Consider the following 24353-nt stretch of genomic DNA (forward strand, 5'->3'; position numbering starts at 1 on the left):
CGCCACCCCGCCTGTTTCCCTCTCGAAGAGGTGCCCCCCTGTGAACCTCCGCCCCATCGCAGCCGCCATCCTGGCCCTGCTCGTGCCCGGGCTGGCGCTCGCCCAGTTCTACGTCGTGCCGAGACGTCCCGGAAAATCACCGGTGAACAGCTACGAGTTCCAGTGGCGGCACGTGGACATCCTCGTGGGCCCGGCCGCGGAGGGCCTGGCCCCGCCGCCGGACAGGACGGCGCACGACCAGCCGCCTGGGACGCAGGGAGGCGCCAATCCGGATGCCCCCACCACGTCCCCGGAGACGGGTGATACGAACCAGCAGCCCTCCGGCCCCAGCGAGGAGACGGAAGGCCCTGCCGCCCCCGAAGCCCTGGTGGGAATTCCGCCCACCAGCAACCCTCCGCCCCCGCTGGTGGTGGAGGCGGCGGACGGCGGCGTACCTCCCAGCGGACTGGCGGGCACCCCGGGAGGCGAGGACGGCGGCACCGGGGTCGCCACGGGCGCGGCGGACGGCGGCCTGGCCGACGGCGGCGCGCTGGCGATTTCGGGCCCGGGCGGACCCGACGGCGGCTTCAACTACACCTACGCGAAGACGCTGGGGGCGAAGACGGGCGGCGTGCGCTTCTACTTCTACGAGCGTGAGCGCGTGGTGGCCGAGCGGGCCGCGCCCCTCATCGAAGAGGCGTACCGCTACCTCGTGGACCAGTTCCACTACGTCCCCACGCAGACGTTCCCGTACATCCTCTACAGCAGCTACCAGGAGTTCCTGCAAACCAACCTCTTCCAGGTGTCCGAGGGCACGCTGGGCCTCACCAGCACGGGAGAGGACCTGAAGCTGACGCTGCCGTACCTGGGTGACCACCGGCTCTTCGAGGAGATCAGCACCCACGAACTGGCGCACCAGTTCACCATCCAGAAGGTGCGCACCGTGGCCGAGCAGGCGAAGGTGTTCGGAGATCCGCTCCAGGCCATTCCCCTGTGGTTCATCGAAGGCGCGGCCGAGTTCTACGCCAAGCGCGGCATGGACCCCGAGGCGGAGATGCTGGTGAGGGACCTGCTGGTGAACCCGGACCTGTACCGGGGCTATGCGTTCCTCGACTTCTTCTCGCCCGGGCCATACGGCTACCTGTGGATCTACAAGGTGGGCCAGGTGCGCGTGACGTTCCTGGAGGAGGAGTACGGCAAGGGCTTCACCCAGCGCGTGCTGGAGGAGTCGCCCCGGCTGGTGGGCGGCTCTCGCGACTCGCCGTCGCTGAAGTTCGAGGAACTGCTGGAGCGGCTGACGGGGGACGACCCGAAGCGGCTGGCGGAGCGGTTCGAGAACTGGCTGAAGCGCCGGGCCTACAAGACGTACCTGGGCTCGGAGCAGGCGGAGCCGGTGATGGATTTACTGGACAAGGGACCCGGCTACGTCACCGCCATGACCAGCTCGCCGGACGGGCACGTGCTGGCGCTGCGCACGATTGTCCCGGAGACGGGCGAGAGCCGGCTGTACATGATGGACCCGCGGGCGCCGGAAAAGACGGTGCGGGTGGCGGGTGACGGCGTGCCGGGCGTGGAGTCGCTGCACCCCATCTCCGGGCGCAGCTTCGCGTTGACGGGGAACAAGCTGGCCTTCATCGCGGAGACGGTCGGGCGCGACGTCATCTACGTCCAGGACTACGAGCACGTGGTGGAGAAGCGCGCGACGGACGTGCTGGTGCGCCGCACGCCCATCCGCACCGGCATCGACCGGGAGGTGGGCACCACGGTGAGGCTGGGCCTGGGCCGCCGCGTGGCGTACCGCGTCGACAAGCACGACCTGCTGGCGGCGTACTCGCCGGCCTTCTCTCCGGACGGACGGTGGGTGGCCTTCATCGGCATCAACGACGCGGGCCTGCGGGACGTGTACGCCATCGACACGCAGGCGGGCCCGGACACCCAGCCCCTGCGGCTCACCGACGACGTGTTCGCCGAGCGGCACGTGACGTGGGGGCCGGCCGGCATCGTCTTCTCGTCGGACGCCACGTCGCACCGCAAGTACAACCTCTTCCGGGTGCGGCTGGACGCGCCCCGCCAGGTGGAGCGCATCACCAGCGAGGACCGGGACCACGCGGACCCGGTGGCACTGCCGGACGGCCGGGTGTTCTTCACGGCCTTCAACAACAGCAGCTCGGACCTGCACGAGCTGCTGACGGACGGCCGCATCGTCCGGCGCACGGACCTGACGACGGGCGTCTTCGAGCCGGGCCCCGGCCCCGAGGGCAGCCTGTGGATGCTGTTCCACACGTCCGGCGAGCGGAGGCCCGCGGTGCTGCGGCCGCCGCGCATGCTGGCGGTGGACGTGCCGACGGAGCCCGCGCCCGAGCCGCCGGGCCCGCTGGCGGTGCGGCCGCTGACGGACGCGCAGGTCTACGAGCCCTTCACGAAGCAGAACATCGAGCTCGGTCCCATCTTCGGCTTCGCGGGCGCGGGCGGCGGCGGCTTCGTGGGCCAGCTCTTCGCGGCGGCCAGCGACCGCATGAGGGACCACCAGTTCCTGCTCACCCTGTCGGTGTACGGCAGCTTCGACCTGACGGACGGCTACCTGCTGTACATCAACGACCAGAGCCGGGTGACGTGGGGCGGCGGTCCCTTCCAGTCGCTGCGCTTCCGGGTGGACCGCACCTTCGAGGACCTGGAGGTGGGCTCGAACACGTTCTTCACGTCGGGCGAGCGGTACTTCGGCGTGCTGGGCAGCGTGCGCTACCCGCTGAGCACCTTCTTCTACCTGCAAGGTGACCTCAGCCTCGGCGGGACGAAGTACTTCCTGGACGACCCCACCGAGTTCTACCTGTTCTTCCCGGAGCGCAACGAGGCCGGCGCGGAGCTCCTGTCCGTGTGGAACGCGCAGAACGGGGACATCCGCTTCCAGACGGAGGTCAGCGGGCAGGTTGGCTACGACAGCCTGAAGTACCACTACGCCACCGGCCCGCTGGCGGGCAGCTCCGCGCTGCTGGAGATGACGGTGGGCGTGCAGCCGTTCGAGGGCGAGACGTACAGCAACATCCGCCTGGACGCCGAGCGCTACTTCCCCATCTACGGCCGCTCTCACATCTTCCTGCGCGGCGGCACGGGCACCACGCTGGGGGGCCGGTACGCGCGCTCCTACTTCCTGTCCTCGTTCGACACGCTGCGCGGAGTGAATTTCGGAGACGAGCGGTGGCTGCTGGGCCGCCACTTCGCCTACTCCACGCTGGAGCTGCAGCTTCCGCTCAACGACATCGTCCGGGTGGCCTTCCTCAGCGACCTGGAGGCGGTGGCGGGCCTGGACCTGGGCGCCGTGGGAGAGAACAGTCAGGACTTCTGGGACCACCGCGTGCTGGACGCCGCCTTCGGCGTCAACGTGGCGCTGGGGCCCCTGCTGATGCGGCTGCACTTCGCGAGGCCCATCGACATCGGCGCGGAGGCCGGCAAGCCGGACCCGGGCTGGGTGACGAACTTCTCGCTGGGCATCGCCGGCCTCAACGGCTTCTTCGACCAGGCCAACACCGGGAAGAAGAGCGGCGCCGCGCCCACGCCCCAGTCACCGGCGCTGATGCCGGCGCTCGGCGGCGGATACACCGGGCCGCGGCACTGAGGAGACACCGGGAGGCGGGACGCGAGGTGCGCCCGCCTTCAGGACTGCGCGGCGACGAGGGCGGCGTTGGCCCTGGCCAGCGGCCCCCCGTCATTGGGGATGCGCTCAAAGTCGCCGCGCAGCGCCTTGATGGCGAACTTCTCCAGGTCGATTTCCCGGCGCGTGCGCACGCCCAGCACGCGCAGCAGCTCGGCCATGGGCCCATAGCCGAACAGCCCCTGCTGGAGGAGCAGGCCGGTGGCCACCGCGCTGAGCACGCGCCAGCCGCCGCCGTCCCGCCGGCCCAGCAGCAGGCCGAGCGCCGAGGCCACCGAGGCCCCCACGGAGAGGGCCCGGTTGATGTCCCACTCTCGCTCCAGACGCTGGAGGTAGCGGCTCATCTCCGCCCGGTCGGCCCTCTCCGCCATGCACCGCACGCAGGCCTCCACGTGCTCGTCGATGCGCCGGTTCACCAGCAGCGGCGTATGGCTGCGAACGGAATCCGAGGACGTCTGGTTCCAGGTCTCCATGCGGCTGTCTCCCCTGACACGGCACTCCCTGCTTCCCCGTGAAGCTAGGACTGACGCTCCGGGCCGTGCACCGCGCGAGGGGAAGAAGCCAGGGCCGCCCCGCCCGGACGCCTGCTCCATTCAAGGCGAGCACGGGCACCCTGCCCTGCCGTCCGGGGCGAGCAGGCGGCCCCACCCTGGGTAATCCGTTTCCCTTCGCGGGTACGGCGGCGGCCGCGCCGGGGCCCGGGGTGTCCACTCTCCACCCGCGTGGGCCCTCCAACCCGTGGGGCATGCCCCTTGCTCACCGCGGGCGGGATGAATCACACACGACTGCTGCTCTGCCTTTCCCTGCTGTGTCTGACGGCCTGTGGGGCCGGGACGGAGGGCCCGCCCACCGGTGTGCCGGGCCCCCCGGGCAACGAGGCTCCGCAGACGACGCCCGATAGCGGGGTGCCGCCGGACGAAACGAACCCGCTGCCCGACTCGGGTTCCCGGCCCGACGGGGGCACGGAGGAACCGCCGCCACCTCCTCCTCCGCCACCTCCTCCGCCGCCGGTACCGGAGCCGCTGCTGGCCTTCAAGCTGCCGCCCGTGCAGACCTCCGTGCAGGAATACGCGCTCGTCATCCCCGAGGAGGCGATGAGGAGGTTCGAGGCGGACGTGTGGACGCCCGAGCAGGACGCGCTCTTCAAGGCGAACGGGATGACCTACCGGGTGAAGGTCCGGCTGCGCGGCGCCTCCGCGCGCTCCTTCCCGAAGAAGAGCTGGAACGTGAGCTTCGAGGACGGAGTGCGCTTCGAGGGCCGCACCTCGCTCAACCTCGTGGCCGAGTACGCGGACGCCACGATGCTGGCGGAGAAGCTCTCCTATGACCTGCTGGAGGCCATGCGCGTGCCGGCGTCGAAGGCGAAGTTCGTGCGGCTCCAGGTGAATGGCGCCTACCAGGGCGTGTTCCTGGACATCGAGCAGGTGAACAAGTCCTTCCTCAAGGCGCACGACTTCGCGGACGGCGACGCGACCATCTACCGCTGCGGCTGGAAGGACTGCGAGTTCAAGACGTGGAAGGTGCCCTACCAGGGCCGGTGGCTGAAGAAGACCAACGAGACGCAGCCGGACGACAAGCTCTGGGAGATGCTGGGCATCATCAACCACACGCCCGAGCCGCAGCTCGCCGCCGCGCTGGAGAAGAACCTCCAGCTCGAGCACTACCTGCGCTCCATGGTGCTGGACGTGCTGATGTCCAACAACTTCGTGGAGGACTCGGAGAGCTACTTCATCTACGACCGGGCGGCGGCGAAGTGGTCCTATGTCGCGTGGGACCTGAACAACGTGGACGCACGCTGGTGGTACCCCATCGCCGTGGAGGACATGCGGACGAGCAGCAGCAACATGCGGCACCCGCTGTTCAACTTCACCCTGACGGATGCGTGGGTGGAGAAGATGTACCTGCAGCGCAAGAGCGAGCCGGCCTACCCGGGCTACCTGCCGGTGTTCTCCAACCTCGGCACGCGCGTGCTGATGAACCCCGTGCTGCGCGAGCGGCTGGAGGCGCGGCTGGACAAGGCGCTGGACGAGCTCTTCAAGAGCACGGAGATGGACGCGTACATCGACAAATTGCACGCGCTCATCGACCCGCACATGCGCGCTGACCCGTACATGAGCTACGAGCGCTTCAAGGCGGGCCGCGACTACATGAAGCGGTTCGTGAAGGAGCGCCGCGCCTTCATCCTGGCGGAGCTGGAGCGTCACGCGGCGAAGAAGCCGGCGCTCGTGTTCGAGGCGTTCGACCCGCGCGAGGGCTGGGTGGAGGTGGGCAACCGGACGTCGGCGGCGGTGTCGCTGAAGGGCATGGTGCTGACCACCAACCTGCGGGTGAGCCTGGCGCACAGCGACCATGCGCCAACGCAGGTGAGCAACCCCGTGGGCGCGGTGCTGCCGGACGTGACGGTGGCCCCGGGCGAGCGGGTGCGCCTGCGCGCCGCGGAGCTGGGCATCCAGCTCCCCGCCAGGGGGGAGCTTGGCCTGTTCGACGGCAAGTCCGTGGTGGGCGTGAAGGACCTGCTCTTCTACGGCGAGCTGCCCGCGGGCAAGCGCTACGAGCGCGGGACGAAGGGGTGGGAGGTGAAGTGAAGCCGGGCCTCCCGCGGCGCGGGGCCGGGTAGACTGCGGACCATGCGACACGGCGGGTGGCATGTTAACTGTCGAGGGGGAGACCCAGGATGAGTGAGGCGGAGCAGGATACGGCGGTGGTGCTCTTCGACGGCGTCTGCAACCTCTGCAATGGGGCCGTGAACTTCATCATCGACCGGGACCCCTCGGCGCGCTTCCGCTTCGCGGCGCTCCAGTCCACCCAGGCCGCGGCGCTGCTCGCCCCCCTGGGCCGCGTGCCGGAAGCCGAGCCCCAGAGCTTCATCCTCGTCGAGAACGGGCGCGTATATGAGCGCTCCAGCGCGGCCCTGCGCGTGGCCCGGAAGCTGCCCGGCGCGTGGAAGCTGCTCTACGCCTTCGTCGTCATCCCCTCGCCCATCCGCGACGCCGTCTACCGCTTCATCGCGCGCAACCGCTACCGCTGGTTCGGCAAGGCGGAAGCGTGCCGCATGCCCACGCCGGAGCTGCGCGCGCGGTTCCTCTGATTCACCGCCGCTCGCGCACCACCAGCGTCCGCTTCGCGGTGAGGCCCCGGTCGTCGGTGACGAGGATTTCGTGAGCCCCTACCGAAGGCGTCCACCACACGCGCTCGTCCGCGCGCGCCGTGCCCAGCAGCGCCCCGTCCACGAACCACGTCAGCGCCCGCTCGTGTGACGCCTCCGCCTCCAGCGGTATCTCCTGCTGCTCCGCGGGTACGCCCGGAATCAGCATGGACACCTGCCCGTCCGCCGGAGAGACAATCATCGGCGCCGCACGCTCACCACCGGGCTCGCAGCCGGGCGCGGCCGAGGGCGGCTCCGGCAGGCGGCGGTGCTGCTCCTCCAGCCAGCGGCGGATGGTGGCGGGCCACGAGAGGTACACCCGCGACTCCGTCTTCCGCCCCGCCCGGCACGTGGGCCCCACCGCCAGCCCCGAGGCCACGTCCACCTCCACACGCTGGTGATACGGGCAGCGCCCCGTGGGCACCGCCGCGCGCCGCGCATACACCCACTTGCGCTGCTCGCACGCGTCCGTCGGCAGGTGCCCCGAGTACGCGCACACCTCCACGCGCATCAGGTCCTCCGGCGGCGCATCCTCCTCCGCCGGAAGCGCGCGTCCTCGCGGCCCCACGCCTTCGAGGATGTCGAACAGCAGCGGCCCGGCCGCGTCCGCCCCCACCAGGTGCACGCTGGGCGAGTGGTCGAAGTTCCCCAGCCACACCACCGCCGTGTGCCGGGGCCCCGAGCCCGCGGCCCACGCGTCACGGTGCCCGAAGCTCGTCCCCGTCTTCCAGTGCACCCGCGCCGGCATCCCCGTCAGCCGCCGGCGCTCCGGGAAGTCCGGCCGGTCTCTCAGCGCCAGCGCCTTGCGAGTCAGCCACGCCGCCCCCGGGGACAGCACCTCCGCCGGCTTCCCCGCCGGCTTGCCGTCCTCCAGCAGCCGGAGCGACGGCGCACGGCCATCCTCCGCCAGCGCCAGGTACACACCCGCCAGTTCCAGCGGCGTCAGCTCGATGCCGCCCACCGCCGCGGACAGGCCGTAGTAGCCCGGCTCGTTCACCAGGCTGGTGACACCCGCCGCGCGCAGCGTGCCCAGGAAGCGCTCCACGCCCACGCGCTCCAGCAGCCGCACGAAGGGCATGTTGAGAGACTGTGACAGCGCGTACTCCAAGCGCACCAGCCCCTGGAAGCGGCCGTCGAAGTTGCGCGGCGCATAGCCGCCGTACGCCGTGGGTACGTCCGCCACGAGCTGCTCCGGCCCCACCATGCCCAGGTCGATACCCATGGCGTACAGCAGCGGCTTGAGCGCCGAGCCCGGCGAGCGCGGCGTGGCGAAGCCGACAATCTGCCCGCCGTGCGCCGCGTCGAAGAAGTCGAAGTTGCCCACCAGCGCGAGCACCGCCGCGCTGTCACGCTCCACCACCACCGCCGTCCCGTTGTGGATGCCGCGAGAGGCCAGCCCGCCCGCCGCGTCGCGCATCAGCCGCTCCACCATCCGCTGCGTGCCCGCGTCCAGCGTGGTGCGAAGCCTCGACAGTGCCGGGTGCTGCGTCCGCAGCCACACCGCGGCGTGTGGCGCTTCGCGGGGGAAGGACCTCAGCCCCACGGGCACCGGCGTGGCGCGCACCTCGGCCAGCACCGCCTCCGGCGACACCGTGGCCTCCGCCGGGCCCCGTGGCAGGGCGTCGTCCTCCAGCAACCGCCGCGCCACCCCATCCCGCGCCGCCTTCAGCCGCGCTGCATTCTCAGGCGAGGGAAAGCGACGGTTGGGGTTCTGCGGCACGGCCAGCAGCGTGGAGATTTCCGCCGGGCTCAGGTGTGACGCCGTGTGGCCGAAGTACGCCAGTGCCGCCGCCTCCACGCCCTCCACGTTGCGCCCATAGGGGACGAACTGGAGGTACGCCGAGAGCACCTCCTGTTTGGTCAACCGCAGCTCCAACTGCACCGCGCGGAAGGACTCGATGAGCTTCGACGTGAAGGTGCGCGGCCGGGGCTCCAGCACGCGCACCAACTGCATGGTGAGCGTGGATGCGCCCGACACCCGTCGCCCCCGCGCCACGTTGCGCACGGCGGCCCGCGCCACGGCGAGCGGGTCCACGCCCGGGTGGAGGAAGAAGCGCTTGTCCTCCAACGCCAGCAGCGCCCGCAAATAGGCAGGGTCCACGCGCTCCGGCGCCGTGGGGATGCGCCACCGCTCGTCCGGCGCGAGGAAGACGTGGGCGGGCGTGCCGTCCCGGTACTCCATCACCACCGAGGCCGGTGCGGAGAGACGGGCCGGCAGCGGCAACCACCACGCCGCCGCCACACCCGCTGCCCCAAGGACGAGGAGTCCCACGGTGACAAGGGCCAGCCTGCGGACGATGCGGCGGACACGGCTCATGGGCTGGTGGCTCCAGGTCCTGGGGCGCGCCCGGCTAGAGCAGGTTGTCCTTCCACGGGCCGGACACCTGCACCGTGCCGCCCGCCTCGCGAGCCCACATGCGCGGGTCGTACATGGCCTCCGCCTCCGCCGTCGGCAGCGTGAAGGAGCCCGCCGTCACCGCGCGCACCGCGTAGACCACCTTCTTCGACTCGCGCGCGTTCAGGCTGCCGAAGACCTCCATGCGGTCATCGCGGATGTTCACGTAGTCCGCCGCCCACAGCGCGTCGGCCTCCACCCAGGATGCGCCGCCGCCCCGGCCCAGCCGCGCGTTCTCGATTTCCCAGCCCGCCGGCAGCCGGTCCACCAGGGCGATGTTCTGCACGCGCTCGGAGGTGGTGTTGGTGATTTCCAGCTCCACGTAGACCAGGTCCGCGAGCGCCAGCGGCGCTCCACGCACGTCCAGCGACGTGCCGTCCAGCTTCCGCCATGTGCGGGACACCGTGAGGCCCTGGCCGCCCGTCCTCGCCTGCCCGTCCGAGCGCACGCCCTCGCTGCTGAGGATGAGGTACAGCTTCCCCTCGTCCTTGGACTTCACCTCCAGTTGGAGCCCCTTGCGCTCACTGGCGCGGGCCAGCGCCCACGTGCGGTCCGACGCGCGCGCCTCCTTCTCCTGCGTGGGCGCCACCACCTTGCCGTCCGCCGTCAGCACCGGCGGCGAGAAGTTGGAGGACGCGCCCTGGAGCCGCTTGCCCAGGCCGGTGATGCCCCACACCAGCTCCTGCGTCGTGTACCAGCCGCTGGGCTGCGCCTGGAGCGCCTCGGCCACCATGCGCGCCAGCGGCTCGCCCGCGGGGTCATTGCCGAACAGGTCCTGGAAGGTGCTCAGCATGAAGCCCCGGCGCCGCCGGTCCGAGTAGAAGGACCAGTTGTTCTTCCGCTCGTCGGTGACGGGCGACAGGTCCGGGCTGCGCAGCTCCTTCTCGTAGCGGCGGTCACCAGCCAGCCACAGCGCGGCCTTGAGCATGTAGTCCTGCTCGCGCTCCTCTCCCGAGAGCGTGCCCCGCTTCGCGCGCTCGGCCAGGGTGTCCACCATCTTCTGCACGCGTGCCTTGCGCCCCTTGCCGCCCAGCGCGAGCACGTAGTGCATGTACGCCTCGGAGCTCTCGCTGTAGCCGCCGTGGCGCTGGGTGCGGCCCTCGGCGTTGTTCAGCTCGTTGCCCATCCACGTGAGGGCGTCGTCCAGCCGGTCCTGCGGCACGGGGTACTTCAGCTTCTGCGCGTCCAGCAGCAGGTGCGTGGCGTAGGCCGTGCCCCAATCCACCGGCGTCGTCTGGCCCGGCCAGTAGGCGAAACCGCCCGACGGCGTCTGCATGGAGAGGACGCGGTTGATGCCCGCCAGCACCATGTCCCCCACGTCCCTGCCCTTCGTGAGGGTGGGGTCCACGTCGTCCAGCAGCTCCGACACGAACAGCAGCGGCCGGGTGGAGGACGTCGTCTGCTCCACGCACCCGTACGGGTACTGCACGAGGTACGAGAGGTGCTGGAGCGACTGCGCATACGGGTTGGCCGTCACCCAGAACGTGGAGCGCTCCGTGGTGGGCACCCAGCCCTGGAGGTACTTCGAGACGTCCGTCGTCCCCTGCGCCAGCTCGATGCGCTGCACGCGCCGCTCGCGCGGGCCGGCGGGCGACAGCGGTACGTCCAGCGACTCGAACGAGGTGTACCCGCCGCCCTCCACCGTCACCGTCATCCGCGCCGCCCCCACCGCCTGCACCGCCTTCGCCTGGAAGACGAAGGTGGAGGACTTCCCGTCCTCCAGCCGGACGCGGCCCTCGTTCTTCCCCAGCAACTGCACGGGCGAGCCGGCCGCCGCGGGCTGCGCCAGCCCGGGAACCGGGAGCGACTCGGTGGCCAGCGTCACCTTCACGTCCTGCGCCTTGCCGGACAGGTTGGTGACGAAGACGGGCACCTGGATTTCATCGTTCTGCGTGAGGAAGCGCGGCAGCGTGGCCTGGAGCACCAGCGGGTCGCGGACCAGCACCTGCGCGCTGGCGCGGCCCACGCGCTGAGGCCCCACCGTCACCGCCATCACCCGCACCGCGCCACGGTACTGGGGCAGCTTGAAGGGCACGCGCAGCTTGCCGTTGGCCGGCACCGGCACCAGCCCGCTCCACAGCGCCACGGGCTTGACGGGCTGCACGCGGCCGGCGGCGCTCCCCTCGCCGTCACCACCCGTGGAGCGCGAGTTGCCCCCCGGAGGCACCAGCAGCGTCCAGCCGATGGTCTCATACGTGTCCACGCCCAGCGCGCGCTTGGTGAAGAGCTGCTTCAGCGGGTCAGGGCTCTGGAAGCGCGTGAGGGAGAGGATGCCCTCGTCCACCACCGCCACCGTGGCGAAGGTGGGCCCCTCCAGCGCGCCCAGCTCCAGGTCCACCGTGAGGGTGTCGTTGGAGCGCACCTCCTTGGGCACGTTCATCGTCACCGCCTGCGTGTAGTCCACCGGCTCCAGCGGCACGCTGGCCACGCCGAAGGCGCGGTCCGGCATGAAGGCCTCGGCCGACTCCAGGTGCGGGTCCTTCACCAGGAAGGCGCTCACGTAGACGTTGGGCGCGAAGCCCGACGGCGTGAAGCTCCACGTCACCTCACCGGGCTCCACGGCCTTCCACTCGGCGGCGAGCACGCGGTCCGTCTCCGCGGTGAGCAGCATCCGGCCCTTGTACGGGGCCTTCAGCTTCACCGCGACGGCCTGGCCCACGCGCGCCTTCGCCGGCAGCGCCACGTCCAGCGACGTCGGCTTGAGCGGGCGCGGCGTCTGGTCCACGCGCGAGTCCTCGCCCCACCAGTAGTAGCGGCCCTCGCCCTCCAGCTCGAGGTCGGTCTGCGTCGCGCCCGCCCTCACCCGCACCAGGTAGCCCGCGGCGTCCGCGCCCGGCGTCACCTCCACCGTGAAGCGGCCGTCCTTCACCGCCACCGTGGTGCGCCCCTCGCGCAGCGGGCGCAGGTAGCGCTGGTAGCGCTCGTAGCCCTCCGACTCGTCGTAGTAGTAGCCGTACTCCTCCTCCAGGCGGACGTACTCCACGTCCACGGACTTCGGAGCCTTGCCTCCGGCCGCGAGCAGCTTCCCGTCCCAGTCCACCACCACGCCATTCACCGTGAAGGGCTTGCCGGCCTTCACCTTGCGCGTGGTGGCCTGGAGGCCCACGTAGTACGGCTCGGGGTGCACCAGCGCGGTGGCGTCGCCCACCGTGGAGCGGCCGCTGCCGGACTCGAAGACGCTGGCCAGCGCCGTCAGCTTCGCCGCGCCCCGGAAGCCGCCCGTGGACGCCTGCGCCGGGCAGCGCAGCAGCGCCTGGCCCTTCTCGTCCAGCGTGCCCTTCACCTGTCCCAGCGTGACGGGCCGGGGCTCCTTGCCGTCCTGGCGCCACACGCCGTAGGCGTACTGCGCGTTCTCCTTCGGCTTGAACTCGGAGGGCACCAGCCGGCACGTCAGCTCCACCGGGCTGCCCTCGGCCGAGCCGCCGAAGAGGTAGGCCGCCTCCACCGCGACGGGCACCTCCTCGCCCTGCACGTAGCCTTCCTTCTCCGCGCGCGCCGTCACCTTCATGCGCTCGGGGACGAACTCCTCCACGCTGAGGCTGTAGGTGGCCACGTCGCGGTCCGCCACCTTCAGCGTCACGCGGTAGCTGCCGGTGTCCTGGAAGGCCTCGAAGGGCACGTCCAGCGCCACCGCGCCCGCCTCGTTCGTCTTCAGCGGCACCTTGCGCAGCTCGCGCTCACGCGGGTCCATCACCACCAGCTCCACCGGCATGCCCGCGGGCGGTGCCTTGTCGTCCTGCCCGCGCAGCACCGCGGCCACGTGCGCGGTGTCGCCGGGGCGGTACACGCCACGGTCCGACCAGAGGGAGGCGCGGTACGGCTTCTCCGCGCGGTACGGCTCGCCCTGCACGTCCGAGTTGGCGATCTCCGTCTTCAGCTCGCTGTACTTGAGGTACGTCAATTCCTCGCCGTCACGGGCGATGAGGGCGAAGGGCTCGCTGGGGTCCACGTCGGCCGGAGGCACCTTCAGCCGGCAGCCGTCCGTCCCCACCGTGGTGCAGCGGGCCACCGCCTGGCCGCTCTTCTTCACCAGCGTCACCTCCACGCCGGACAGCGGCTCGGTGCTCTCCATGCCCAGCGCCCAGACCCACACCTCACCCCTGTCGTTGGAGCCGCGCTCCGGCCCGCCGCGCTTGGCCACGAGGCTCAGGTTGGTGAGGAGGATGCGGGAGGCGGCCTGCCAGCGGTCCTTCCGCGCGGAGAGCTCCACCAGGCCCTTGGTGGTGGCGGGCACGAGGCTGGCCACGTCCACGTAGGTGGTGGTGAGGGTGTCCGGCGGGGACTTCAGGGGCAGCACGCGCTTCGCAATCACGTTGGAGGTGCGCTCGTCGGCGGTCTCCGTGCGGTCGTCACTCATCCAGAAGACGAGGTTCTCCGGCGGCACGTGGCGGACGGTGAGCTCCACCGAGTCCAGGTTGAGGTGCTGCAAGGGCAGGTTGCGCCACGCGCTGCGCGGCAGGTAGCGGCCGGAGGTGGCGAAGGAGACCTGCGGCTGGCGCGCGGGCACGGAGAAGGCGTGCACGTAGGGAGACAGCAGCGTGCCGCCACCCACCGAGGGCGTGCCGGCGTCGATGCGCAGCGAGGCGGGCCCGCGCTTGAAGTCACCGAAGATGCGGAAGCCCCGGCGGGACGGCGCGATGGAGAACTTCACCGGCGGCGTCAGGTGGATGGCGTCCGCCGCCACGCTGTCATCCAACACACAGCCCTTGTTGCGGTCATCCCAGTAGTACTCGTCGTACTCCCCGGCGTCGTGCGGGCTGGCGGGAGCGCCGGCCTCCACGTCACGGCAGTTCACCTCCAGGTAGTGGCCGGTGGAGCCCTCCCGCAGGGAGACATGGGTGATGTCCAGCCGCTTGCCGGCGCGCAGCTCGAAGGAAGCCTCTCCGGCGGGAGCCGTGGCCTCCGTGCGGCCCGCGGCGGTCAGCCCCGCCTGGAGGGCGAAGCGCACGGTGGCGGCGGGCTTGAGGCGCGGGTGGGCGAGCTGCGCGGTGAGGACGTTGCGCGCGCTGGGGACGGTGCGCCACTTCACGTCGGAGATGGGCTGGCCCTCCACCTGGAAGGTGCCCCGCGAGCGCACGGCATTGAGGTCCACCGGGCCGGAGAAGACGGCGTCCACCTCCACGCGCCCCTTGAGCAGGTCCAACTGCCGGGGCGCGAGGCGGACGAAGCGGAAGGCCGGGGTGGTGAAGCGGTGCGTCCACGCCCCCGCGGAGGCCGGCCTCACCACGCCCGCCTCCGTCTCCAGCGACTCCAGGATGACGGTGTACTGCGTGCCGAAGTCGAAGCCCTGGGCCGACGGGGTGAAGGCGAGCGTGGACTGGGAGCGCCAGGACAGGCTTCCGGGCACGTGCGGGGTGATGGTGAGGACGGTGCCCTTCTTCACCTCGCCGTCCGGGGGGACCACCGGGCGGGGGAACTCGATGACGATGCCCTCGGGGACGGTGCCCTCGGCGGCGAGCTCGTGGATGACGGGCGTCAGCGCCTCGGGCGTGGGCGGTGCGGAGGCCGTGGTGGTGCCCGCATCCGTGACGGCGGAGGGGGCCGTCGTGGCGACCGGCTGCGAGGGAGCGGGGGGCGTCGCGGGCTTTGGCTCCTGCTTGCAACCCGCGAGCGTGGCGCCCACCCACAGCGCCGCGAGGAGCCAGCGCGCGCGGCTGGCGCGAGGTGCCCTGTGCGTGACGACGGACTGCGAACCCATGGTTCCTCCGGAAGGTGCCAGCTGTATTTCATGCGGCGTGCCGGGGCTGCGCATGCCGCGTGAGGGAGGACCGTGGTCGACTGCCCGCGGCTTGGACGCGCCCCCCATGCGTCACCGGGCCCACAGGGTGTCCGGGAGGCCACACCCCTCGTGGCACCGGGCTCCCCGCGAAGACGTCGATGGCGGCAGGCTATAGGGGGCGCGGGGAGACGGGAAGGCGTTAATGTGCGCGGCCCATGGTGCTGCCCGTCCGTTTCGTCCTCATGCGCCCGCGCAACGCGGAGAACCTCGGTGCCGCGGCCCGGGCACTGAAGAACTGCGGCCTGTCCGACTGGGTCTGGGTGACGCCGGAGGTGGAGGACCTGGGCCCGGCGCGAAGGCTGGCCGTCCACGCAGAGGATGTGCTGGACGCGGCCCGGCGCGCGAGCACGCTCGAGGAGGCCGTGGCCGACTGCGTCTGGGTGGTGGGCACCAGCTCGCGGAAGGTGGAGGGCAAGCGCCGGCTCTCCCCACGCGCCGTGGGCGAGGAGCTGGTCGCCCGCGCGCCGCAGGGGCCCGTGGCGCTGGTGTTCGGAGACGAGCGCAGCGGGCTCACCAACGCGGAGGTGGAGCGCTGCCATGACCTGTCCGCAGTGCCCACCGCGCCCGAGCAGCCCTCCATCAACCTGGCCCAGGCCGTGCTGCTGTACGCCTACGAGGTGCGCGTGGCGACGCTGGCGGCCAGCGCGCCGCCACCGGGTCCCCTGCCCGCCGCGGCCACGGACGCGGAGCTGGCGCAGGTGGAGTCCGCGCTCGACACCATGCTGGGTGCCGGCGGGTTCCTGGTGGATGAGCAGCCGGGGCGTACAGCGCTGAGGGACTTGTTCGCGCCGCTGCGCCGCTCACGGCTGACCCGGAAGGAAGCGCGGCTGTGGCTGGCCGCGCTCCACACCGTCCGCAAGAAGCTGACTTCGGGTTAGCCAGCCTGGGTGGACCAACAACGGCCTGGAGAACCCCTTCGAGAGGGTCGGCAAGCGCAAGTTGATGGCCACCTTCGACGCCGAGCACCTCTCCTCCGAAGGGAGCCACCTCGTTCCGCCCCAGCAACATGACGTTCCCATCAGCCCGAGTTCATGAGCTGTCAGGCCCTTCAAGTAACTTCGGGATGGCCCTGCTGAAGCAAGCCAACGCCAGGAGGAATCTCCATTGAATCTGCGCTCGACGACTGTGCTGGTCGCGATTCTCGCTGGGTGCTCTACAACTCACGGGACGGGCGGGTCTGGTTTCGAGCCATCACCAGGGGTCAACCCCGCGACGAAGAAAGAGCTGCCCTGGATTCCAGTGCTCGGCGGACGAATGAAGACGACCCTCTTCTACGACCCCTGGCAGTGCAGGTAGGAGTTCATGCGAACGTGCCAGCGGGAGTGCGCCCGGGTCATGGGCTGCATGTGGCTGGCCGACATCAAGCTGGATTGGGAAGGGCGCCTCGTCGTCCCACCGCTCCCCGTTAAAGCCGGTAGCCGCTACGGCATCTTTCACTGCTGCTGCGATTATCCCAAGCTGTCGCCGGACAAGAAGGAGGATGAGCGTAGGAGATGGGAGAACTTCCGGACATCCTTCCGGAGGGACTGGAGCAAGAGGTTCGGCGACTGGCCTGAAGAAGAGGGCGTGGCCTGGCCCGGGCACCACATCCGGGACCTTCATCACGGTGGCGATCCAGTGGACCCCAGCAACATCATCCCCGTTGAGCCGAGGGTGCATACCGTCTTCAACAAGGCGTACCCCGCCTGCTACGGCGGTCAGGCTCCCTGGAATACAGTAGGGCCCAACCTGCCCTACTCGGACAACTGACGATGGCCACGCCCGTAAGCAGCCTGCTCGAAGAGGTCTCCCGCGAGCACTTTCCGCATCCGCCCGCCACCCCCGAAGAAATCAATGCGTTCGAGCACCGGATGGGCTGGAAGCTGGACCCGGACCTGCGCGCGTTCTACCTGCACTGCAATGGGGCGGAGCTGATTGAGCGGCTGCCGGATACCCCCTACCGTATCCTCCCGCTATCGAAGATCGTTCGGGCACGGGTAGCTATCTACAGCGAGGACGACAACAAGTGGGGTCCGGCTTCGGTGTACGCGCTCTGCGACGTGCAGGACGGCAACTACGTGCTTGTGGACGTGGCCCGACAGGAGAATGGTCGCTACCCCCTGTTCGATGGTGACCACGAGGCGTGGCCGGACCCGGCCTACTGCAAGCAGGTCGCCAGTTCCTTCTCGGAGTTCCTGGAGCAGGTGCTGCGCACCCGCCGCAGCCTCTACTGGCTGGGGAAGTGAAACCTCCACCAAGCCCTCCTTCAAGTGTCCACCTCCCCGCCCTGGGAGCGGCCCTGGGCTGACGAATGGCCCCTTGGTGGATTCCTCCCGGCCGACCTACCAGCGCCCCTAGACAGTGCGCGGAGTCCGCGGCCCCTGACCGCCCGTCCCCGGCGTGCCAGGGCCGGAAGGCGGTCCGCGGCGTCGGCGGGAAATCCGCACCGCGCTCCATGCGAAGACGAGCGCCGCCGCCACGAGCAGCACCACCCAGTACCAGAACAGCGGGCTGCGGGAGGGCTCCTGCTCGATGGGGCCCTGCATGGGCGTCTGGGCGAAGGCCAGTACCGGCGTGAGCAACGGAGCCAGTGTCGTGCGCATGGTCACCTCTCCCTGGGAACGTCGTCATCCCGGGAGATGTCCACAAGCGCACTACCCTCTGGGCCGGGCATGGAGCGTGCGCCCGCCCGGCGCCCCGCCCCGCGCTACTTCGCGGGCTTCGCGCCCGTCAACCGGGACAGGAGCTTCGGGTCGTCCGGGAGCAGGCCCGCCTTCGGCAGCCGGGTGACCAGCTCCCGCCAGCGAGGGTCCGCCTTGTACGTGCGCTGGAGGAGCGGCAGGGCCTCGTCCACGCGGCCCACTCCCACCAGGGAGATGGCGTGCCAGAACACCATCTCCGCGTTCCCGGGCGCGAGCTTCTCCGCCGCCGAGTACGCCTCGAGGGCGCCGTCCGTGTCCTTGCGCTCGATGGCGAGGTCACCCTCGTTCATGAAGTTGTAGGCGCGCTGGAGGGTGACGAGCCGGCGCAGTTCCTTGAGGGGCTCCGGAGCATCGTCCACGCGCAGGTCGAACCGGCGGTCCTGCCACGGGCGGCCCGAGGGCTTCGCGGCCACGACGATGAGGGCGGCGGATTGCTTTCCGCGGATGTCGCCCCCCTGCGCCTCGGCGGCCTCGAGCGCGGCGAGCATTCGCTCGGCCAGGTCGCCCTTCGACTCGCGGAAGGCCTTCGCCATGGCGGGCCACACGGTGTCGCGCTCCATCATGTTGGCCTGGACGGAGAAGCCCTCACCGGCGGCGTGGCCGGCGGCGGCGATGCAGTTCTCCCCCGTGTGGGCGGCGGCGCGGCCCTGGGCATCAATCATCGCCACCTGCCGCACGCCGCTGGCGTGGTCCGCCGCGAGCAACCCCTTCAGCGCGTCCGGGGCGGCGCGGCCCGCGCGCATCAATTCGAGGCCCAGCTTCCCGTAGGACGGGTCCACGAAGGACTGGGTGGCGACGGCGCCCACGCCGGCCTCGGCCCACGGGACGGTGGAGCCCACGGAGAACCAGTGGGACTGCACGGCCACGCCCATCTCCCCCGTCGCCGGGTCACGGGCGACGATGGAGTAGGTGTGCACGGGGCGGCGGGGAACCGGAGCCGGCTCGGCGGCCAGGGCGGGGAGCGCGAGCAGGACGAGGCAGGCGGCAAGACGCAGCATGAGGATGAGACCTCCCAGCGAGGGGCCTGGAGGGTGAGCGACCCGGCGTGCGGCCGCAAGGCCCGGGGCGTCACGGGCCGGAAGTGTCCCTACCTTCCCCGGGTAGCCGGAGGCCGGCACCCCCTTTGAGGAGGACGCGCATGGACCACATGCCCTACGAGTCGATGGAGATTGGCGGCGAGGAGCCCGGCCGCGGCACGAAGCGCGAGGCGCCTCCGGAGAACGAGCCGAAGCGCACGCCGAAGACGGCCGAGGGCGGAGGGCTGGACAAGGAGCGCCGGGTGCCCCAGGGCGAGCCCGGGAAGACGCCCGGCTCCGCCGAGGGCGAGGACCCGAGCCGGCCTCCGCGCAAGTAGCCCCCTCCTGTCACAAGCGCTGTCCCGCCCGGCCCGGACGGGTACAGTGCCGCGCCATGTCCCACAAGCCCGAGAAGCCGAAGACACCGCAGCACAAGCGCTGGGAGGGCAAGGAGAAGCCGGACTGGCTGTCGCGCGCGCTGGCCCGCGCGGGCGTGTTCCCCCAGGAAGAGGCGGAGACGGCCATCCGCGCCGGCCGCGTCACCATCAACGGCCGCGTGGCGAAGATGCCGCTCGCCCCGGTGCCCCCGGGCGCCGTCGTGAAGGTGGACGGAAAGCCCGTGCCGGTGGGCGCGCCGCCCACGCGCGTGCTGGCCTTCCACAAGCCCGCGGGCGTGCTGACCTCCACCGAGCGCCAGCACCGCACCGGCACCGTCTTCGAGGTGCTGCTGCCCCAGCTCCCGCCGGAGCTGGCCGGCTACTCATGGCATGCCGTGGGCCGCCTGGACGTGGACTCCACCGGCCTGCTGCTCTTCACCAATGACGACAAGCTGGTGGCCCACGCCACGTCCCCGGACACGCGCCTGCCCAAGCGCTACGTGGCCAGGGTGTTCAGCACCGCGGACGACGCGCGCGTGGAGCCCCTGCGCAGGGGCATGACGCTGGACGACGGGCCGGCGCGCCCCGCGAAGGTCGTGGTCCGCGACGAGCACACCGTGGAGGTGACGCTCACCGAGGGCCGCCACCACCAGGTGAAGCGGATGCTCGGCGCCGTGGGCCTGCCCGTGCGCGCGCTCCACCGCGAGGCCGTGGGCGGCATCGAGCTGGACATCCCCGAGGGCACCTTCCGGCTCCTCGGCGACGAGGAGGTCCGCGAGGGGCTGCGGTACGAGGGACGCGGCGCCGCGACACCGGGCCACCCGGAGTGACTTCAAAGCCCTCGCGGGCTCGTCTAGCGTCGCCCCCATGGCGGACTTCGACCTGGTGGTGATTGGCTCCGGCCCCGCCGGAGAGTGGGGCGCGGTGCGGGCGGCGCTGGCGGGCAAGCGCGTGGTGGTGGTGGAGCGTGAGCCGGTCCCCGGCGGCACGGCGGCCAACACCGGCACCATTCCCTCCAAGACGCTGCGCGAGACGGCGCTCCACCTGTCCGGCTTCAAGGCCCGTGGCCTCTACAGCGTGGAGACCACGCTGCGCCACGAGGCCACCGTGTCCGACTTCCTCTACCGCGAGCGCCGCGTGAAGGGCATCGAGCGCGAGCGCATCCTCCGCAACCTCGCCCGCCACGGCGTGGAAATCGTCCAGGGCACCGGCTCGCTGGTGGACGCCCACACGGTGGCGGTGCGCCGGGAGGGCGCGCCGGAGCGGCGGCTCACCGGCTCCGTCATCCTGGTGGCCACCGGCTCGTCCCCCTACCGGCCGCCGCTGTACCCCTTCGGCGACCCGCGCGTGCACGACTCGGACGAGGTGCTGGACCTCGGCCAGCTCCCGCGCTCGCTGGTGGTGGTGGGTGGCGGCGTCATCGGCTGCGAGTACGCGTGCATGTTCGCCGCGCTGGGCATCCCCGTGACGCTGGTGGAGGTGAAGCCGGAGCTGCTGCCCTTCCTCGACGACGAGATGTCCGCGCTGCTCGGCCGGCGCATGGAGGCGCTCGGTGTCCAGCTCCGCTTCGGCCAGACGGTGGAGAAGGTGGACGCGCCCCCGGCCCCGGATGCGCCCGTGCGGATGACGCTCTCCTCCGGCGAGGTGCTGGAGACGGACCAGGTGCTGGTGGCCTCCGGCCGCTCGGCCAATACGAAGGGCCTGGGGCTGGAGGCGCTCGGCGTGAAGGTGGGCTCGCGCGGCCAGGTGGAGGTGGGCCCCACGTTCCAGACGGCGGTGCCCCACCTCTACGCGGTGGGAGACGTCATCGGCTTCCCCGCGCTGGCCTCCACCTCCATGGACCAGGCCCGCATCGCCGTGGAGCACGCCTTCGGCCTGGGCACCACGCGCACCCTGGCGCCGGTGCTGCCGTACGGCATCTACACCATCCCCGAGGTCTCCATGGCCGGCGAGACGGAGGAGTCCCTGCGCAAGCAGCAGGTGCCCTACGTCGCCGGCCGCGCCACCTTCGCCAGCAACCCGCGCGGTCAAATCATCGGTGACACGCACGGCCTGCTGAAGCTGCTCTTCCACCGGGAGAGCCTCAAGGTGCTCGGCGTCCACGTCCTGGGCGAGCAGGCCTCGGAGCTGGTGCACGTGGGCCTCACGGCGATGCTCACCAGCGCCACCGCGCACCTCTTCGTGGAGACGTGCTTCAACTACCCCACGCTGTCGGAGGCCTACAAGACGGCCACCTTCGACGCGCTGGCTCAGCTCAACGCGCGCCTTTGAGGCTCCCCACCGTGAGGCCCGCCGCCGTCGGCGCCACGCGGTGGATGTTGTCCGCCGAGGCCCGCGCCAGGGACGGTGCCCCATCCGTGGGCTGCGCCGGGGCCGGAGCCGCCGCGCGGGCCCCGGCGCCCCCCAGGAGCTCCCGGATGCGCTGCCAGCGGACCTTCTCCTCCGCCATCAGCCGCGTCAGCTCCTCGCGGGCCGCGGCGTCCTGCAGCCCGGAGGCGGCGGCCGCCACCTTGTCGAGGAACGGCAGCAGGTAGCCGAAGTCCCTCTCGAAGGCGCCGGCGTCGGCGGGGGAGCCAGGTTTCTTCGCCATGTCCGTCCTCCTCATGGGGGCGCCGCGGGACGGCGGCACCCTAGCCCATTTCAGCCGTGGTACACGCGCGAGGCGACAATCCGCCCGCCGCGCACCTCCAGCACCTCCGCCACCGGCATGGGGGCCTCACCGGGCGCGTGGCGCAGGTACTCCATGAAGACGCGGGTGTCGTCCGCCGTGAGGGCCGTCTCCTCGTAGCGCAGGCCCGGCAGCCGGGCGATGGCCTCCCGCCACCACTTCGCCAGCGCCGGCCGGCCGATCAGCCGCCCCCCCGTCTCCGGGTGGAGCACCCGAATCTTCGGGGAGGTGTGGGTGCAATCCTCGGCATAGAGTGCCACCAGGGCGTCCACGTCGTGGGTGTTGAAAGCGTGCAGCCAGGCTCGGGCCAAGGAGAAGTTTTCGCTCGCACTCATGGTTAGGAGACCCCCGAAAGGGTAGGACGCCGTTTTTGTAGGCATAGGTGGGAGCAGGCAGCCCACCGTCATGTGGATTTGGCTGGAAACTCAGTCCCGTGGGAAGTAAGGGCCCCGCCTGCTCTGTTCCCTCAGGCACTTTTCAATCAAGAAGGACCGGATCGTGGCCGCCAACGCACCCATCGAGAAGATTCGTAACATTGGTATCTCCGCCCATATCGACTCGGGCAAGACGACGCTCTCTGAGCGCATCCTCTTCTATACGGGCAAGATCCACGAGATCCACGAGGTCCGCGGCAAGGACGGCGTGGGCGCGGTGATGGACTCGATGGACCTGGAGCGTGAGAAGGGCATCACCATCCAGTCCGCCGCCACGTACGCGATGTGGGGCGACCACAACATCAACCTCATCGACACCCCGGGACACGTGGACTTCACCATCGAGGTGGAGCGCTCCCTGCGCGTCCTCGACGGCGCCATCCTGGTGCTCTGCTCCGTGTCCGGCGTGCAGTCCCAGTCCATCACCGTGGACCGGCAGATGAAGCGCTACCGCGTTCCGCGCATCGCGTTCGTCAACAAGATGGACCGCGCCGGCGCGAACTATGACCGCGTGGCCGCCCAGCTGAAGGAGAAGCTGAACCACCACCCGGTGAAGATGCAGCTGCCCATTGGCGCCGAGGACCGCTTCAAGGGCCTGGTCGACCTCATCACCATGAAGGCGTACTACTTCGACGGTGAGAGCGGAGAGACCGTCCGCGAGGAGGAGATTCCCGCGGAGCTGGTCGATGAGGCCAAGTCGCGCCGCCAGCAGATGATCGAGCTCGTGGCCGAGGTGGACGACGAGCTGGGCGAGCTGTTCCTGTCCGACGCTCCCATCCCGAACGACGTCATCCTCGCCGCCATCCGCCGGGCCACCATCGCCCTGAAGATGACGCCGGTGATGTGCGGCTCCGCCTACAAGAACAAGGGCGTGCAGCTGCTCCTCAACGCCGTCTGCAACTTCCTCCCCAACCCCAAGGAGGCGGTGAACGAGGCGCTGGACCAGAAGAACAACGAGGCGAAGGTCGTCCTCGAGTCCGACCCGAACAAGCCCTTCGTCGGTCTGGCGTTCAAGCTGGAGGACGGCCGCTACGGCCAGCTCACCTACATGCGCGTCTACCAGGGCCGCGTGACGAAGGGTGACTTCATCGTCAACCAGTCGAACCAGAAGAAGGTCAAGGTTCCTCGCATCGTGCGCATGCACGCCAGCGAGATGCACGACATCAACGATGCCACCGCCGGCGACATCGTCGCGCTGTTCGGCATCGAGTGCGCCTCCGGCGACACGTTCACCGACGGCACCGTGAACTACACGATGACGTCCATGCACGTGCCGGACGCGGTGATCGCGCTCGCCGTGGCCCCGAAGGACCGCTCCGCGCTGGCCAACTTCTCCAAGGCCCTCAACCGCTTCACGAAGGAGGACCCCACCTTCCGCGTGCAGCGTGACGAGGAGTCCGGGCAGACCATCATCCGCGGCATGGGTGAGCTGCACCTGGAGATCTACATCGAGCGCATGAAGCGCGAGTACAACTGCGAGGTCGTGGCGGGCAAGCCGCAGGTGGCGTACCGCGAGACCATCAGCCAGAAGGGCGAGTTCGCCTACACGCACAAGAAGCAGACCGGTGGTTCCGGTCAGTTCGCGCGCGTGTGCGGCTACCTCGAGCCGCTGCCGTCGGACGCGGTGCAGCAGTACGAGTTCGTGGATGACATCGTCGGCGGCTCCATCCCCCGCGAGTTCATCCCGGCCTGCGACAAGGGCTTCCAGGAGGCCATCAAGAAGGGCAGCCTCATCGGCTTCCCCGTCGTGGGCGTGCGCGTGGTCATCAACGACGGCGCCTTCCACGCGGTGGACTCGTCCGAAATGGCGTTCAAGACGGCCGCCATCATGGGCTTCCGCGAGGGCTACGCCGCCGCCAAGCCGGTCATCCTCGAGCCCATCATGAAGGTGGAGGTCCAGGCGCCCGAGGAGTTCCAGGGCTCCGTGGTGGGTCAGCTCAACCAGCGCCGCGGCACCATCCTCTCCACGGAGACCGCCGAGGGCTACGTGACGGCGGTGGCCGAGGTGCCGCTGAACACCATGTTCGGCTACTCCACGGACCTGCGCTCCGCCACCCAGGGCAAGGGTGAGTACACGATGGAGTTCGCGAAGTACTCGCCGGTGCCGCGCAACGAGTCCGAGGCCCTGATGGCCGCGTACAAGGAGAAGCAGGCCGCGGAGCAGGCGGCCCGCAAGTAGTCCACGCATCCGCCGCACTCTGGCGGTAAGGAAGGCGCTCCTCTTCAGTGA

The 24353-nt window shown here is 70.5% G+C and carries 17 protein-coding genes; 10 read left to right on the top strand and 7 right to left on the bottom strand.

From position 1 onward, the window contains the following. The first annotated feature begins 40 nt into the window (after positions 1–40). Positions 41–3592, top strand: a complete 3552-nt coding sequence (locus K8638_RS12045; protein WP_223754626.1) for a tolB protein precursor protein — start codon at positions 41–43, stop codon at positions 3590–3592. Positions 3593–3630: 38 nt separating this feature from the next. On the opposite strand, the gene K8638_RS12050 is transcribed toward K8638_RS12045, so the two are convergent. Continuing rightward, positions 3631–4101 (bottom strand): DUF2892 domain-containing protein, encoded by a 471-nt coding sequence (locus K8638_RS12050; RefSeq protein WP_223754627.1) that lies wholly within the window; start codon positions 4099–4101, stop codon positions 3631–3633. Between the two features lie 297 nt (positions 4102–4398). Here K8638_RS12050 and K8638_RS12055 point away from each other — a divergent pair, with 297 nt between their 5' ends. Further along, positions 4399–6213, top strand: coding sequence for a CotH kinase family protein (locus tag K8638_RS12055; RefSeq protein WP_223754628.1), 1815 nt, complete (start codon positions 4399–4401; stop codon positions 6211–6213). Positions 6214–6302: 89 nt separating this feature from the next. Then, complete coding sequence (locus K8638_RS12060) at positions 6303–6716, top strand: thiol-disulfide oxidoreductase DCC family protein (protein WP_223754629.1); 414 nt, start codon at positions 6303–6305, stop codon at positions 6714–6716. Position 6717: 1 nt separating this feature from the next. On the opposite strand, the gene pbpC is transcribed toward K8638_RS12060, so the two are convergent. Both pbpC and K8638_RS12070 read right to left on the bottom strand, forming a co-directional pair. Then, positions 6718–9090, bottom strand: coding sequence for a penicillin-binding protein 1C (gene pbpC, locus K8638_RS12065; protein WP_223754630.1), 2373 nt, complete (start codon positions 9088–9090; stop codon positions 6718–6720). 34 nt (positions 9091–9124) lie between these two features. Next, positions 9125–14866 (bottom strand): alpha-2-macroglobulin, encoded by a 5742-nt coding sequence (locus tag K8638_RS12070; protein ID WP_223754631.1) that lies wholly within the window; start codon positions 14864–14866, stop codon positions 9125–9127. A gap of 236 nt (positions 14867–15102) precedes the next feature. On the opposite strand from K8638_RS12070, the gene K8638_RS12075 reads away from it, so the two are divergent. The 3 genes from K8638_RS12075 to K8638_RS12085 all read left to right on the top strand — a co-directional run bounded on the left by K8638_RS12075 (position 15103) and on the right by K8638_RS12085 (position 17172). Then, positions 15103–15825: an RNA methyltransferase gene (locus tag K8638_RS12075; protein ID WP_223754632.1), complete on the top strand. Its 723-nt coding sequence runs from the start codon at positions 15103–15105 to the stop codon at positions 15823–15825. 457 nt (positions 15826–16282) lie between these two features. After that, positions 16283–16696 (top strand): hypothetical protein, encoded by a 414-nt coding sequence (locus K8638_RS12080; protein WP_223754633.1) that lies wholly within the window; start codon positions 16283–16285, stop codon positions 16694–16696. 2 nt (positions 16697–16698) lie between these two features. After that, a complete protein-coding gene (locus K8638_RS12085) occupies positions 16699–17172 on the top strand; it encodes an SMI1/KNR4 family protein (protein WP_223754634.1) in 474 nt (157 codons plus the stop codon). A 108-nt stretch (positions 17173–17280) separates the two neighbouring features. Here K8638_RS12085 and K8638_RS12090 read toward each other — a convergent pair whose 3' ends face one another. Beyond that, positions 17281–17529, bottom strand: a complete 249-nt coding sequence (locus tag K8638_RS12090) for a hypothetical protein (RefSeq protein WP_223754635.1) — start codon at positions 17527–17529, stop codon at positions 17281–17283. A gap of 104 nt (positions 17530–17633) precedes the next feature. Beyond that, complete coding sequence (locus K8638_RS12095) at positions 17634–18626, bottom strand: DUF1028 domain-containing protein (RefSeq protein ID WP_223754636.1); 993 nt, start codon at positions 18624–18626, stop codon at positions 17634–17636. 140 nt (positions 18627–18766) lie between these two features. Here K8638_RS12095 and K8638_RS12100 point away from each other — a divergent pair, with 140 nt between their 5' ends. The 3 genes from K8638_RS12100 to sthA are packed head-to-tail and all read left to right on the top strand — an operon-like array spanning position 18767 to position 21292. Continuing rightward, entirely contained in the window at positions 18767–18982 is a 216-nt protein-coding gene (locus K8638_RS12100) for a hypothetical protein (RefSeq protein ID WP_223754637.1), read from the top strand. A gap of 56 nt (positions 18983–19038) precedes the next feature. Further along, positions 19039–19851: a pseudouridine synthase gene (locus K8638_RS12105; RefSeq protein WP_223754638.1), complete on the top strand. Its 813-nt coding sequence runs from the start codon at positions 19039–19041 to the stop codon at positions 19849–19851. Between the two features lie 37 nt (positions 19852–19888). After that, positions 19889–21292 (top strand): Si-specific NAD(P)(+) transhydrogenase, encoded by a 1404-nt coding sequence (gene sthA / locus K8638_RS12110; RefSeq protein ID WP_223754639.1) that lies wholly within the window; start codon positions 19889–19891, stop codon positions 21290–21292. On the opposite strand, the gene K8638_RS12115 is transcribed toward sthA, so the two are convergent. Next, a complete protein-coding gene (locus K8638_RS12115; protein WP_223754640.1) occupies positions 21276–21611 on the bottom strand; it encodes a hypothetical protein in 336 nt (111 codons plus the stop codon). The genes sthA and K8638_RS12115 overlap by 17 nt on opposite strands. 50 nt (positions 21612–21661) lie before the next feature. Next, on the bottom strand, positions 21662–22024 hold the full coding sequence (locus tag K8638_RS12120) for a nuclear transport factor 2 family protein (protein ID WP_223754641.1): 363 nt from the start codon (positions 22022–22024) through the stop codon (positions 21662–21664). Positions 22025–22187: 163 nt separating this feature from the next. On the opposite strand from K8638_RS12120, the gene fusA reads away from it, so the two are divergent. After that, a complete protein-coding gene (gene fusA, locus K8638_RS12125; RefSeq protein WP_223754642.1) occupies positions 22188–24302 on the top strand; it encodes an elongation factor G in 2115 nt (704 codons plus the stop codon). Positions 24303–24353 lie beyond the last annotated feature (51 nt).

Origin of the sequence: Myxococcus sp. RHSTA-1-4, from assembly GCF_020037125.1 — a bacterium.
In the GTDB taxonomy this organism is placed as follows: Bacteria; Myxococcota; Myxococcia; order Myxococcales; family Myxococcaceae; genus Myxococcus.